Origin of the sequence: Aquimarina penaris (genome assembly GCF_040786285.1) — a bacterium.
GTDB lineage: Bacteria > Bacteroidota > Bacteroidia > Flavobacteriales > Flavobacteriaceae > Aquimarina.
In genome coordinates this window covers 2,007,215-2,022,475 of record NZ_JBFMKQ010000001.1, presented here as the reverse complement: position 1 = coordinate 2,022,475, position 15,261 = coordinate 2,007,215, and the positions used below count along the sequence as shown (strand labels likewise).

Here is a 15,261-nt window from a genome sequence, read left to right as displayed (position 1 = left end):
ATTAACGTTCTTTAATTTCGTATAAACATTTGGGCTGGTGTATCAAAACAACTATATTTATACATTGATAGTCCTCTGTTAATTACCCCTATCCCCTATTTTTTGAATTACTAACTACTATAGTAAGTAAACAAAATCAATTAATATGACACAAAGATCGTGGTTGAAATCTGAAGTGGTAAAATACACTGTTTATGGTGTGTTATTTGGGTTACTATTTCCAATACTTGCCATATGCATTGATATTACAAAACTAGGCCTCGAGTTTACCTGGCAATCTGTGTTTTTTGTGCATAAAAAATATCCTATTCATTATATCATAGATACTGCTCCCTTGTTTTTAGGTCTATTCGCAATGTTTGGTGGTAAAAACTTAGATACCTTAAAAGAAAAGAATAAGCAACTACTAAAAGCTTCAAAATTCAAACAGGATTTTCTTGCAAACATGAGTCATGAAATTAGAACACCAATGGTTGGGGTTATAGGCATGATCGATCTACTTTATAAAACCACAAATCTGGATGATCTACAAAAAGAGTATGTAAATATCATCCATAGATCTTCGCTCAATTTATTAGATATTCTAAATCAAATTTTAGATCTCTCAAAAATAGAAGCTGGAAAGTTCGAGTTATCCCCTCAAAACATTAATTTAAAAGAATCAATTCATCAAAATATTGATCTTTTTATTGCCATAGCAAAAGCTAAAGAAATTAATTTTACCCTAGACTATTCAAAAGAATTACCCGAAATCATTTTAGTAGATAATAATAGACTTACACAAATCATTTCAAACCTTATTGGTAATGCTGTTAAATTTACAGATAAAGGAAGTATTAAAATCAATGCCTCTTTATTATCCCAAAAGAACGATGATTTAATGGTTAAAATAGAAATAATCGACTCTGGAGTTGGTATTAACAAAATCGATCAGGAAAATTTATTTAGTCGTTTTAGTCAATTTCATGAGGCATCTATTATTGCAGGAGAAGGAAGCGGTTTAGGATTAATTATTTGTGAAAAACTAGCACATCTAATGCATGGTGAAATTGGTGTAAAAAGTGAACTTGGAGAAGGTAGTAATTTTTGGTTTACATTTAAGGCCAAAGCCTCAAGAGCTCCTGTCACCAAAGAAGATAAAAATATAATTGGTTCAAGTAACCAAAAGTATAACTTACACGTCCTTTTAGTAGAAGACTCAGACACTAACATTTTAGTATCCAAACAAATATTAAAATACCTTGGATGTACTGTTGATATCGCAAAAGATGGTAGAACCGCATTAAAAATGTTCAAAGAAGATGTATACGATCTTATTTTAATGGATATCAATCTACCAGAATTAAACGGGGTACAAACAAGTAATTTAATACGAAAAAACCATAACAAAATTCCTCCCATCATAGCTATAACATCTAACGCCTTACCTGGCGATGCAGAGCGATTTATAGCTAAAGGCCTTGATGATTATATCACCAAGCCATTTACTACAGAAATTTTAAATATTAAGCTTAAAAATTGGTTTGGAGATCATCATAAGTATCATTGATTCAGAATAACCAAAAACGCGCCATTTTCATAAATACAGATAAAATAATTAGATAAAATTCATTACCTTGTATGATAAGCTCTTTGATGAGAATTTAAACTAAAAAAACTCGAGCGATGAACAAAAAAAGTATTTTATTCTGCAAAAAACACCTGACCTCATTATTGTTTGTCTTTTTCATTATTGGATATTCAATAAATATACATGCTGTTACCTATCTACAAGATGCAAATTATAATGAATATAAAGGGACCGTAGTAGCTAACGAAACCAACCAAAAACTTATATCTGCATCAATAACTGTTGATAACACCAATATCTCTACAGTTACCAATGATGAAGGAGAATTTTTACTCAAAGTTCCGAAAGATATGACCGATGGTAAAATCACTATTTCTCACTTAGGATATAGAGATAAAACTATAAATCTTTCACAATTTGGTGGAAATGAACTAAAAATAAAACTTGACCTATCGGTCACCGAGCTCTCTGAAATTAATATTGATCCCAGAGATCCAGAAGCTCTAATTCGTGCGGTAATGAAGAAAAAAGGAAGTAATTACCTTAACGACAATACTATTATGACTGCCTTTTACCGAGAAACTATAAAAAAACGTAGAAGTTATGTCTCTCTTTCGGAAGCCGTAGTAGATGTATATAAAAATCCGTATGTCTCGGCAAAAACAGACGTTATTAAGCTGTTTAGAGCTAGAAAAAGTGCCGATTACAAGAAATTAGACACCTTAACTGTAAAACTACAAGGAGGCCCTTCGAGCACATTATATATCGATGTAATGAAAAATCCTGAGATTCTTTTCACAGATAACATGATTCAGACCTATGAGTTTAGTTTCGACAAGTCCACTAAAATTAATGATCGATATATTTATGTTTTAAAATTCAAACAACGTCCTAATATAGAAGAACCCATGTATTTCGGGAAACTCTATATTGATGCCGAAACACTGGCTATGACCAAGGCTGTCTATAGTCTAAACATGGAAAACAAAGAAGAAGTTAGTAAAATGTTTGTACGAAAAAAACCAAGAAATGCAAAAGTACAACCAACAGAAGCTACTTACAATATTGATTACCGACAAAGTAATGGTAAATGGCACTATGGCTACGGAAGAATAGATCTTGCCATCAAAATCAATTGGAAAAAGAAGTTATTTAATTCGGTATACAAACTAAATGTTGAAATGGCAATCACAGATTGGAAAAAGAACATTGAAAACGAGACTCTTAAACCAAAAGACCGATTAAAATCATCTGTAGTTATTAGCGATGCAGCATCAGGATTTTCTGATCCTAAGTTCTGGGGAGAATACAATGTTATCGAACCCGAAAAATCTATTGAATCTGCTATCAAAAAAATACAGAAACAATTACGAAAACTAAATTAACAATATAAAAACGAAATATCCTGATACCAGAGAACACGCATATGCGTGTTCTTTTTTATTTATCATCTACCTAAGTAGTATTCGTGTTTCTATTTTATTATTTTTACTTTAAGGAAAGCAAAATATTGCAACATCATCCTATACATATAAGTTAATTATTATAGAAATACTACTTTTTTTTTCAGAATTACAGAATGCAGAGAATACTATTTATTGTACTTATTGGGATAAACATCCATACGTTATTAGCACAAAAACCTATAGATTCTCTTGGTATCAAAGAAGATTTTAAAATTTTTGAGAGTATCTTAAAAAAAGGGCATCCAAGCCTTTATGAATATATCAATCAAGATTCTTTAGATTATCTTTTTAAAACTACAAAAGAATCACTTTCTAACGATTCTACAGATATTGATTTATATAAAAAGATGCTTCAAATTACGAGCACAATTAAAGACGGCCATCTTTTGCTTTTTGCTCCCAATAGCATTAAAAGTGATCAATATTATTTCCCTTTAATTCTAAAAATTATAAATACCAATTTATACACAGATACCGATGATTTTGGAATTCCGGTAGGTTCAAAAATAAAATTAATCAATGGAAAAAAAGTATCCAAAATTCTCGAACGATTAAAAAAATATGCCGCTAGTGATGGAAACAATCTTACAGGAAAATATAGGAATATAGAACTAAAGTTTGGATTGTACTTCGCATATGAATATGGTATAGAAAAACAATTTATTGTAGAATACACAACACCCGCTGGAGAGGACAAAAAAACGACCGTTATAGCCGAATCTTTCGTCAAAGTAAAACTAAGAAACACCAAACGTAACTCATACTTTGCCCAATATCATAAACAAAAAAATGGTTTCGACTTCTTCAATAAATTTATTGGTAATAAAGATCCATTCGTTTATTATAAAAATGAATTAAATACGGCTATACTGGTTGTAAATTCTTTTGGAGGAGATATTGGAATTTTTAAATCGAATCTAACAAGAATTTTCAAAGAAATTAATAAGAAAAAAGTCCGACATCTTATCATAGATGTACGAAATAACGATGGAGGCTTTAGACCAAATGCTATACATTTATTCTCGTTTCTTACTAAGAATGTGTTTAAGCAAATTACCAGCGAATATGTTATTTCCCTTTCTGTTCCTGAACGAGAATATGCAACAAGGACATTTTTAAATGAAAAACAATTCTTGAAGGAAAAATTCGAAAATCATCCTATATATGATGGTTGGAAACTTACTTTTGATGATATGGAAACTATCATGGTGCCAGACAAAAACAGATTTAAGGGTAAGGTCTATGTTTTAGCTGGTGGCGCAACGTTTTCTGCAGGATCTACTTTTACTTTGAATGTAAAAAATGATCCCGATATGACCTTAATAGGAGAAGAAACGGGAGGCGGATATTATTTTCTTAATGGAGAGTTTCCTGTGTATTACGAATTCCCGAACTCCAAAATTAGCATGGTCATGTCGATGGAGAAAATAAGCAATTATGTAAAAGATAAAACTATTCCTAAAGGATCAGGTGTACCTCCCGACAAGCATATTAAACTTTCAATAGAGGATTTAATCAAAGGTAAAGATCCTCAACTTGATTATATTTTTAGATTGATTGGAGGTTAAAACAAATCACTCTTCCCTCCTTTTTTTAAAAAAAATTATTGAATATAGGTATTTACACTTGTAGTGAGTTTACAAGAACTATGTAGCATCTGTTTAAAACGCAAGGCAATATTTTCATCATTAAATTTCATAGCTTCACTTATACTATTAGATAACACAAGTTCTCCAATTAGGTATTCTACAAAATAATTTTCATCGTCTGTCAAAAGCACGTATTCTGTCATATTATAAATAATTAACAAGGCTAAAATAAATTTTAAATAGATTCTTATTCAAAATAGACCGAATACTTTTACACATAAGTATTAACAATTACGATCTATTTGGGTTTGGAGGTATGATTTTTGATACTCTTATCTTGACCAACAAACCATTATGAAAACACTTTTCAAAATTCTATTTATAGTTCTAATAGTCATAGGAACAGTATCGTGTTCAAACACTCAAAAAGAACCCTATAAATTGCCCGAAAACGCTATAAAACTATTGTCTGGAGAGTTAGGAAAAAACTGGAAAATAGCCTGGCGCTATAATGATGGTATTCGTATGAATATGCGTGGTTGTTTCCTTTCATACCGAATTACATATCGGCCAGATATGACTATAAAAGATAATAGTGAGGATCATGAAAACTGTGGGCCTTCACTTTCGGGAAACTGGGAAATTATTACCAATAAAAAAGGAAAATCATATATAAAGTGGGTTAGTGATCAACTGCCCCAAGTAATGAATATCAAAAAAAAGTATAAGTTTTTTAAAATACTTAAAATAACAGAAGACACATTACAGCTACAATATAGACATAAACAATTTTCATCAGAAAGCATCTTTATAGACACCTTTGTAACAGAGCAAATTAAAATAAAAGACAGGGATTTTCACTGGTAATCAATTGTACTAATCAAGAATGGACAAAGCCAGATTCACCGTGCTTTTTAATTCTTCTCTTGATGATCCAGCTTTAAGCATAACTTTTAATCCATTATTAAATATAAACAAAAAAGAAGCTATTGCTCTTATATCTTTATTTTCATCAATTTCACCTCGAGTTACGCCTAACTTTAAATGATCATAGAATAATTCTTCAAAAACTTGCTTGTTTTCTTTTATGATTTCGAAAATAATTTCATCTTCAGATGCTAATTCTGTTGTTGAATTAACGACAAAACAACCTTTTCTTTCTTTATCTTCAATACCATCATCAACAGCCAATAGAAACAATTCAAGAAATCCTTTTTTGACAGAAGAATGCGAGTATAAAAAAGTTTTGAGCATTGTCCTAGAAGTTTTTCTATACAAACTAAATGCTTTTAAAAACAATTTCTTTTTATCACCATAGGTATCATATATACTAGCCCTATTAATTCCTAGTTCATTTACTAAATCTTGCATAGAAGTAGCATAAAAACCCTGCTTCCAAAATAATTTCATTGCTTTTTCAAGAACTTCTTCTTCATCAAATAGTTTTACACGTGGCATACAATATAGTATTTCAAAACCGATTGAAGCTTTAGAAGTTCAATCGGTTTTATATTAGAACAATCGTTCCAAAATTAGTTAAAAAAAATAGTTTTTCAAATCAAAAGCCTAATAATTTTGCTCATAAGAATTTAAGAACCTGTAATAAATTATTGCTTTTTTGATGGTAAATTAACTGAAATCACTTGGTAAGGATGATAATCTGGTGTTGCATTGCTAAAAACCTCTAGCATATTTGGTGCTTTTCCCGCTTCAATAAGTTGTACCGCTTGCTGAAGTGAGGCAGCATCTTTCCATTGAGCGTATACAACAACATGCTCACTATCCAGGCTTTTGTGAATGTTTGCAGATACAAAACCAGGTTGATATCTCATTGTTTCGGTCATACCTTTTTGTAGTAGTTGAACGATCTCTTCTTGCTGACCTTCTTTAGGTGTTATTACGTTGATTACTGTAAAAACATCAGTATTAGCCCTGATCAGAGCTTCATTTTTTGGAACAATAGTTTTATTTGACTTTATGCCAAAGCTGAATACAACAAATAAGAAGATTAAACTAACCAGTGGAAGTACTAAGATTTTGTTGTAATGGTTTTTGATTAAATTTTTCATTTTATTTTGTCTTTATGTTTATACTTATTTGAGCACAAATTTACTATAACAGAATGATCGTTCCAAATAATTAACAAAATATTATAAATTACAATAAAAAAACGATCACATTAATTACTGTGATCGAAAAACTTAAAACTAACTATATATGTTTATTTATGTCAACTACATCTATTATTCTCTAAGTACAAATAACTAATTTTTGTTAGCTCTAATTTGCTTCCACTTTTCGCAACAGACCTATTTCTATATATTCAGAAATCTGATCAGATTTTCCAATTTTATCAGTTTTTATAGGTATCCAGCCGTCTATCTTTATTCTATCATTAGGATTACTTCTAAAAAACATTTCATATTCGTAGTCCATCGATCCATTTTTAGACAAGATAGCATTAGGGCTATTTTTTACTTTATCTGCTATTCTTTTCTGAACAATTTCTATTTTTGATGACAAATCTAAGGTTTCTGTGTCCCTATGCACCTCTACGTCTAAGAACTCTGCTATTGACGCCATAATTAACTCTTCAATATTCATAAGCATAAAATTTGGTTACTAATACTATTTAAAATTTTGAGCATGAAACAAACTCTATTATAATTTAATACCAATAAAAACAACTACCTTTTTTACGATTCTAAACTCTAAACAACTTCAATAATAATTTTCTCAAAATCATTTTTAGAAGCATCGCAAAGAGCACAGGAATAATCATCTGGCAGTTCAACGAAATCTATTCCTTCGGGAATATTATTCACAACATCTCCTACAGAAGCATCGTAGATGGTATGGCAATCCCGACATTGATAAACTTCTATCTCGAGCGTTTCTTTTTCTACCAAACCTCCAACGGTTTGATCATCCTCTTCTGTTCCTAAGTTTAGAAAATAGGTTTTTGTAAGTTCAAGCAATAATCCAGGCAAGTCCATTTGATCAATATCCTGCGCATATACAATATACTGTCGTGTATTTGGATTAAAGTTTTTTGCATACAATACATTGTATGTTGGTCTCACCACAAAATCTCGAATAACTTCTGGTGTTTTATTTTCCTCTATTACCACAGAGGTGAAATATCTTTTTTTTCTTCGATTTGTTGTAATCCCAAATGTCAAACCATAAGTACTTATATCGTTTTGATCAAAGTTCATGACCAAAAACTTTTTAAGATCTAATGTCTTTTTATTATTAACTGGCAAGTGCCAATTTAGTTCTAAGGCAGAATGACGAACATTTATCCCAAATTGTCCAAGTAGTTTCTCTAAGGCCAATTTACTTTCTCTTGGGATTCCTTTAAGTATAAAAGATTTCCATGGAGTCAAACATATCTTACCAATTCTATGCTCGATACAAAATTCACAAAGTACTTTTAAAAACTTCAAGTCATATTGATTATTCCGCCAATATAATCCTAACCAATATTGATTCACTCCCATTTTATTCATCCCTTCATAGTATGGAAAAGGATTAAAGTCAACCTTAAGTGGTTTCTCTATTACTCTATTATTGGTGTCCAAACTTTCATTCAGGAATTGAAAAAGCTCTTCTACGTTATTCAATTCTTGATATACTTCCTCAATGGCCTTTGCTATTTTTGCAATATCCCAGGTATAAATAAGCACAGGATAATACATTTCTTCCCAATCCGGTAACTTCAAAAACAGATACCAATAATCTTCATGAGGAGACGCTATAAAATTTAAGTCTCCAGAAAACAATGGAACTATTTGTTGTTTAGGATCGGTTATATTAATTTTTAATTCTGGTGTATAGCTAAACTCTTCTAGAATATACAAATAGGTTGTTCCTCGTAGCCATACAGTAGCATTAAAAATATCAATAGAAACATAGGAGCTACTAATATTTTGCTGTTTTTCTGAAGCAAAGAACGAGGAATCAAAGGAATTATGAGAAGTAATCATGTTTCCTTTATTGTTATTTAACGGGAAAATAATGTCTTGTCTAGAACCAAAATAAAATGTATCTAACCCTAAATCTTGAGCATAATCAATAATATGCTGTAATTCTATAGGAGATAAAACACCACCTTTAACATCTACTCTCTGCAAATCGTGTTCTCTTTTCATGATTACGCTAATTGTATAACATTATTAAGTACTTCTTTTACTTCGGGTTTACAGCTTCCACAACCTAAGCCCGCCCCTGTGGCAGTACAAAGCTCTGAGAAGTCTTCACATCCTGATTTGATAACCTGTTCCAGGTTTCCTTCTCCTACCTGACTACAAGAGCAGATAAGTTTTCCCAAAACTGGTTCTCCCGGTTGAGAGGATCGTAGCAGTTCTTCGCGTTTTTCTGATAGTTCAATTTTATCTTCAATTAAGCGTTTAAAATCTGCAAACTCCTTTTTATCTCCCATCAAAATTGCACCCACCAATCTATCGTCTTTTACTATGCATTTTTTATAAAAACGCTTTCTAACATCCATAAAAATGACTTCTTCAAAAGAGAGATCATTCTTTGGAACATCTATGTTACCAACACTACAAAGATCCAGGTTTTCAAATTTGAGAATATTCATAAAAACCGAACCACGATATATCGCACTGAAATCACCTAGTAAATACTTTGCTACTATATCTGCTTGTTGCTCTGCGGCTGCGGTTATGCCATATAGATTCCCTTCGAATTCCGCAATCTCTCCTATTGCAAAAATATTTGAATCACTAGACTGTAAGTATTGATTCACCATGATTCCCCTACGACAATCCACTCCCATCTTTTTTGCCAGATCAATATTCGGAATTGTACCAATAGAATACACCACCGCATTACAATTAAAAGATTTTCCAGATTTTAGATTGACCACTAAATCTCCTGCATCCTGGTTAAAAACCGTATCTACTTCATTGTCAAAATGAATTTGCATACCTTTTTCTCGAACATCCTCTGCTAATAAACGACTAGCTACAATATCAAGTTGTCGTTCCATCAGGCGGTTTCCTCGTTGTACAATAGTAATTTTTACCTCTTTTTTACGAAGTGCAGCAGCTAATTCAAGACCTAACAACCCACCTCCTACTATAGTTACATGTTGTTCATTTTCGGGTAAACCTGTTTGATTAAGATAGGTCTTCAACTTATCTGCATCCCCTCGATCACGCATTGTAAATCTCCCGGATAGATGAATAGGAACTTCTTTTGGCACAAAAGCACGGCTACCTGTGGCCATCAAAATCACATCATAGGTATGTTTTTCGCCTTTGCTATCCACAATATACTTTTCTTCTCGGTTAATCTCTTCGATGGGATTACTTGTTGAAAGCGTTACGTTAAGAGACTCCATACTCCCTTCTCGCATCTTCTGTAATTGTGCCCATGTTAACTCTTCACTTACATACTCTGGCAATAAAACTCTATTATAAAATGGATAAGGTTCCTTAGAAAACACTACGATTTCATCCTCTGTATTATATTCGCGATATGTTTGAATAAAGCGATATGCAGCGGTTCCCGCACCAATAATGCATATTTTCTGCTTGGATTTTTTGTATTTAGATACCTGAACAGCAGAAAACTTGAAATCTGGTTCTTTAGAAATTGGGTCGATTATACTCGTAGTGAGATTATTTGCTCTACCGTAATCATTACCTAAAACTTTACCCCAATGCATAGGAAGAAAAACAACTCCTTTAGTGATCGTATCGCTTACTTTTATTTTGACCTGAACTTTACCTCGTTTACTTTCTACAATTGCAATATCACCATCTCTTAACTTTCGTAAGAAAGCATCCACTTGATTCATTTCTAAATACGGATCAGGAACATGGGTAAGAAGTCTATTTACTTTTCCTGTCTTTGTCCTGGTATGCCATTGATCCCTTACTCGACCCGTAGTCAAAATTAATGGGTGTTTCTCGGTAAGTAATTCAGAAGTTGGCTTAGTAAACCTAGGAACTACAAATTTTGCATTTCTAGTATCGGTATAGAATTTTTTATCTTCGAAAAGACGGGGTGTCCCTAAGTGATTATTATCGGGCACAGGCCACTGAAAACTACCTTCGGTTTTAAGGCGTGCATAACTAAGTCCAGAAATATCAATATTAGTTCCTTTGGTAAGGGTACAGTGTTCTTTATAGACCTCTTCTACAGAGTTATAATCAAACCCTCTATATCCCATTTTTCTGGCAAAATTCCAGAGAATTTCTGCATCTGGTAGTGCTTCTCCCGGTGGATCTACTACTTTATTTAGATACGTTATACGACGTTCACTATTAGTCATAGTACCTTCTTTTTCTGCCCAACCTGCGGCCGGAAGTACTAAATCAGCATATTCTGTTGTTTCTGATCGATGTGATATATCTTGAACAATGACAAACTTTGCATTTTTTAGGGCTTTTTCAACCTTATTAGCATTGGGCAGACTCACTAGAGGGTTAGTACATATAATCCAAACTGCCTTTAGTTTTCCACTTTCTAAAGCATCAAACATTTCGGTCGCTGTAAGTCCAGGCTTTGGAGATATTTCTTTTCCTCCCCAATAATTAGCTACTTCTCTTCTATGCTCTGCATTGCCTAAATCTTTATGCACGGCCAATAAGTTAGCCATACCACCGACTTCTCGTCCTCCCATAGCATTTGGTTGACCTGTTAATGAAAATGGCCCTGATCCCGGTTTTCCGATATGACCAGTTAGCAAAGACAAATTTAGAAGAGCATTGTTTTTATTAACCCCTATAGAACTTTGATTAAGTCCCATCGCCCATAATGTAATAAACCCCTTAGCATCTGATATATATGAAGCTGCTTTCTTAATTCCGGCAACTGTAATGCCACAAATTTTAGCCGCTTCTGTAAGAGACGTAGATTGTACAGATTCTTTTAGCACTCCAAAATTATCGGTATGATTGGCAATAAAATTTTTATCAATCTTTTTTCTGTCGATAAGTCTTTTGGCTATTGCATTATACAAAACAACATCGGTCCCAGGCAAAATTTGTAAATGTAAATCGGCTATGTCACAAGATTGTGTCCTTCTGGGATCTACAACTATAATTTTGGTATTAGGGTTCTTTTCTTTATGTGCTTCGATCCTTCTATACAAAATAGGATGACACCACGCAGGATTAGCTCCAGCAATCATAAAACAATCTGCAAGTTCTATATCTTCATATGCAATAGGAACACTATCTTCTCCTAAGGCTTGTTTATAACCCACCACAGCAGAACTCATACATAATCTAGAATTTGTATCAATATTATTGGTTCCAATAAATCCTTTAGCCAATTTATTTACCAAGTAATACTCTTCGGTTAGGCATTGTCCTGAAACATAAAAACCGACGCTATCTGCTCCATACTTTTTAATCATAGTATTAAAAACAGCCGTAGCTCTATCAAACGCTTGATCCCAAGAAACCCTTTGGCGTTCATGTCCTTTACTCCAACGCATTTCTGGATATAAGATTCGATCACTCTTATCCTGAACTACATGATGAAGATTCATCCCCTTAGAACACAACATCCCCTTATTGACAGGATGATCGGGATCTCCTTTTACCGTAATCACACCCTTTGCATCCTTATTGGCTATAATTCCGCAGCCTACGCCACAGTATGAACACGTTGTTTTATATGATTTGAATGCAGACATAATTTGCTTAAATACTTTTTTCTTTATTCAAAACTAAGTATAAATACGTACTCATCATAACTTCAAAACCGTTTTCTATTCGAGAATCAGAAGAATTATTAATTCAACAAAATATAGCTGATTAAAAAATGATAATGAGATTATAAAAAGGGTTATTTTATCATATTCAACATAAAAAAAGCCGGTTACAAACGAGTTATAACCGGCAACACAAGAAACGCTTAAAGCTACTTAATTCTTTAAGGTTTCAACACTAAATTGTTATGTTTTTATATATCAAAATTCTATATGTATTAAAAATACGATGTAAGATATCTCACAAACCTTTTTCTAAACGTATGGGAAAGTTATTTAGTCTATGAAAATACTATTTATTGAAAAAATAATAAAGAAAACATAGTACTCTACACGCACTCAAATAGTAAGCCCCAAATGTTTATATTAAAATATTTCTTTCTCTAAACAAGGTAAAGAAATAAAGCTGTTTTAACAAAGAATGTTTTATGTTTTTATAATACCTCAAATGATATTGAAACAACTTTTCTAAAGTAAACACCCCAATCTTAACTATAAGCAGGAATGTTTTTCATTTCCTTAGCTACCGCTTTTTCATCCTCGGTAGAGAACTTAATGGCTAACGATACTACAGCAGTAAAAACCACAAAAACTCCTATTATAAAATACCCGCTCGAAACTGCCTCTGAAGAAGCTAAAGCCTGAGCTGCTTCGACGGCCTCTTGTCCCAAATTTTTATTAGCAGCAATGGCAGTTTTCTCAGCTATTGCTGATTTTGATTTTAATACCAAAGCAGCCACAAAAGCTCCCACATTTCCTCCTGCACCTACAATACCCGAAATAGATCCTATAGCTTTATTATTAATAAAGGGAACCACAGAAAAAGTAGCTCCTTCAGCCATTTGAACTGTAAGGCTAAAACCTACTAAAAATACAATTCCCATAGTTAATCCGGTCATGCCCGAAAATAATGACAGCATAAGCCCTTCAACACCTAATATTATGGCTAAAAATATAACTCGTCCTCTTAATCCTTTTAATTTCCCAAATTTATCGCCAAAAAAACCTCCTAAAGTTCTGGCAAAAATATTCATCAAAGCGAATGACAATACCAGATTACCAGCCGTAACCCGTTCTAACTGAAATGTATTCTGAAGATAATCATCCATGGTACCATATACTGTAAGCTCCATACCAAAACATGCGGCATATACAACAAAAAGTATCCAAACTCTATAGTCTTTTATAGCATTCGAAAAACTAACCTCATCTTTTTTAGACTGAGGTAATTCTCCTTTAGCCTTCAGTTCTGCAAAATTTCCGTTTGGAGTATCTTGTGTAAAAAAGAAATATACTATCCCCATCAAAAAACACACAATCCCGGCGATGATCATACTATATCGCCATGCATCTGTTTCTGCTACACCAAAACTCACAACTGCAGCAGCAATCAAGGGCATCCCTAAACGATTGGCTCCACCTCCTAGATTTCCCCAACCTGCCGATGTTGCATTAGCGGTACCCACAATATTAGGAGCAAACATAATAGATGTATGAAATTGAGTAATTACAAATGAAGCACCAATAAAACCAATAAATAATCTACAAATAATAAATTGTAATGGTGTTTGAACAAATCCAAGTAAAATAACTGGGATAGCTCCAAGAATCAACAACCATGTGTAACAAATACGAGGACCATATTTATCACATAGTTTGCCAATCAATAATCTAGCGAATACTGTTCCGGATACGGCCACAATGATAGAATTCCATTTTTGATCGGGTGTTAATCCTAAATCCTTCACCACATCCGGCATAAAGGGTACAATACCAAACCATGCAAAAAAACATAAAAAGAAAGCAACAGAAGTAATCCAAAATGTTCTAATGGGTAAACTTCTGAAATTTAGCAGTTTTAAACTAGTAGACTTACCATAAGTATTCATAATTCTTAGTTTTAGATTCATAATATTCTATTTGCATTGAATGCAAATTTCTGAATCAAAACTAAGTATAAATACTTAATTTACTTAATTCAAAAAACAAAAAATACGTAATCCATGTAAAAATTACATACTTAAAAAATTTACGCTTTAAAAATTAAATATTTAAATAAAAATGAGGGGAGAAATTATAAATTTTATAACAAAAAAAGATTCATTTCTTTTTTTTAATCGATCATTCCGAACTGCTTCGCTTTATTATTCAGTTCCAATACATTTTTAACATCCATCTTTTTCATTAGATTGAATCGATGCACCTCTGTAGTACGCTTACTTATATTAAGCTCTGTTGCAATATCTTTATTGGTCATTCCAGAAATTGCCAGGTGAAGTATTTGATTTTCTCTTTTTGTTAAATCAAAGGGGTTTTTAGCCATTGTTTTAGTTTTGGCAATAGAAGTTACATCGTTAGAAAATGTATCTTCCTCTGATCGTATTTTTCTAACCAAAATAGATGACACATCCCCGCTAAAGTACTTTTCACCTCTACTCACCATAGAAAGCGCCTTCAAAAACTCTTCTTTGCTTGCTCCTTTAAGTAGATATCCATCTGCACCGGCATTAATGGATTGTAAAATATATTCATCAGAATCGTGCATAGACAACATTACAGTCTTGGTTGATAAACCCAGTTTCTTTATTTCTTGCACCATTTCGATACCAGACATCTCTGGCATACGGATATCACATATAGCAATATCCGGCTTCAAATCTTGAATCGACTTTATTGCCTCTATTCCATTTGACGCTTCTCCAATTACACTATAATCTTTTTCGTCCTCAAGGATTGCACGAATACCATCCCTAACCATAAAATGGTCGTCTACCAATACTATTTTAATCATTAGTTAACCTTAATATTTAGAATATTCTAAACTTAGAATATCAGTACTTTCAAATATATGAATATTTCAAAAACAGCTAAGTAAATTTAAAC

General features: G+C 32.6%; 12 protein-coding genes. 4 read left to right on the top strand and 8 right to left on the bottom strand.

The genetic code is table 11. The features are described from left to right. The first annotated feature begins 145 nt into the window (after positions 1 to 145). From ABW637_RS08415 to ABW637_RS08405, 3 genes are all read left to right on the top strand, one after another. The gene (locus ABW637_RS08415) at positions 146 to 1,549 is read left to right on the top strand and encodes an ATP-binding protein (RefSeq protein ID WP_367584211.1); all 1,404 of its coding nucleotides are present in this window, start codon (positions 146 to 148) and stop codon (positions 1,547 to 1,549) included. A 116-nt stretch (positions 1,550 to 1,665) separates the two neighbouring features. Beyond that, positions 1,666 to 2,955 carry a carboxypeptidase-like regulatory domain-containing protein gene (locus tag ABW637_RS08410; RefSeq protein WP_367584210.1) on the top strand — a complete coding sequence of 430 codons (1,290 nt, stop codon included), beginning with the start codon at positions 1,666 to 1,668 and terminating at the stop codon, positions 2,953 to 2,955. Between the two features lie 194 nt (positions 2,956 to 3,149). Continuing rightward, positions 3,150 to 4,604, top strand: coding sequence for a S41 family peptidase (locus tag ABW637_RS08405; protein WP_367584209.1), 1,455 nt, complete (start codon positions 3,150 to 3,152; stop codon positions 4,602 to 4,604). A gap of 35 nt (positions 4,605 to 4,639) precedes the next feature. Here ABW637_RS08405 and ABW637_RS08400 read toward each other — a convergent pair whose 3' ends face one another. Beyond that, the gene (locus tag ABW637_RS08400) at positions 4,640 to 4,828 is read right to left on the bottom strand and encodes a hypothetical protein (protein WP_367584208.1); all 189 of its coding nucleotides are present in this window, start codon (positions 4,826 to 4,828) and stop codon (positions 4,640 to 4,642) included. 151 nt (positions 4,829 to 4,979) lie between these two features. Here ABW637_RS08400 and ABW637_RS08395 point away from each other — a divergent pair, with 151 nt between their 5' ends. Beyond that, entirely contained in the window at positions 4,980 to 5,492 is a 513-nt protein-coding gene (locus ABW637_RS08395) for a lipocalin family protein (RefSeq protein WP_367584207.1), read from the top strand. Between the two features lie 9 nt (positions 5,493 to 5,501). Here ABW637_RS08395 and ABW637_RS08390 read toward each other — a convergent pair whose 3' ends face one another. From ABW637_RS08390 to ABW637_RS08360, 7 genes are all read right to left on the bottom strand, one after another. After that, complete coding sequence (locus ABW637_RS08390) at positions 5,502 to 6,083, bottom strand: TetR/AcrR family transcriptional regulator (protein WP_367584205.1); 582 nt, start codon at positions 6,081 to 6,083, stop codon at positions 5,502 to 5,504. Positions 6,084 to 6,232: 149 nt separating this feature from the next. Then, on the bottom strand, positions 6,233 to 6,694 hold the full coding sequence (locus ABW637_RS08385; RefSeq protein ID WP_367584204.1) for an antibiotic biosynthesis monooxygenase family protein: 462 nt from the start codon (positions 6,692 to 6,694) through the stop codon (positions 6,233 to 6,235). A 211-nt stretch (positions 6,695 to 6,905) separates the two neighbouring features. Then, complete coding sequence (locus ABW637_RS08380; protein WP_367584203.1) at positions 6,906 to 7,229, bottom strand: hypothetical protein; 324 nt, start codon at positions 7,227 to 7,229, stop codon at positions 6,906 to 6,908. 107 nt (positions 7,230 to 7,336) lie between these two features. Further along, a complete protein-coding gene (locus ABW637_RS08375) occupies positions 7,337 to 8,779 on the bottom strand; it encodes a rubredoxin (protein ID WP_367584202.1) in 1,443 nt (480 codons plus the stop codon). 2 nt (positions 8,780 to 8,781) lie between these two features. Continuing rightward, positions 8,782 to 12,303, bottom strand: a complete 3,522-nt coding sequence (locus ABW637_RS08370) for a molybdopterin-dependent oxidoreductase (RefSeq protein WP_367584201.1) — start codon at positions 12,301 to 12,303, stop codon at positions 8,782 to 8,784. Between the two features lie 563 nt (positions 12,304 to 12,866). Continuing rightward, positions 12,867 to 14,288 carry an MFS transporter gene (locus ABW637_RS08365; RefSeq protein ID WP_367584200.1) on the bottom strand — a complete coding sequence of 474 codons (1,422 nt, stop codon included), beginning with the start codon at positions 14,286 to 14,288 and terminating at the stop codon, positions 12,867 to 12,869. Between the two features lie 203 nt (positions 14,289 to 14,491). Further along, a complete protein-coding gene (locus ABW637_RS08360) occupies positions 14,492 to 15,169 on the bottom strand; it encodes a response regulator transcription factor (RefSeq protein ID WP_367584199.1) in 678 nt (225 codons plus the stop codon). Positions 15,170 to 15,261: the final 92 nt, after the last annotated feature.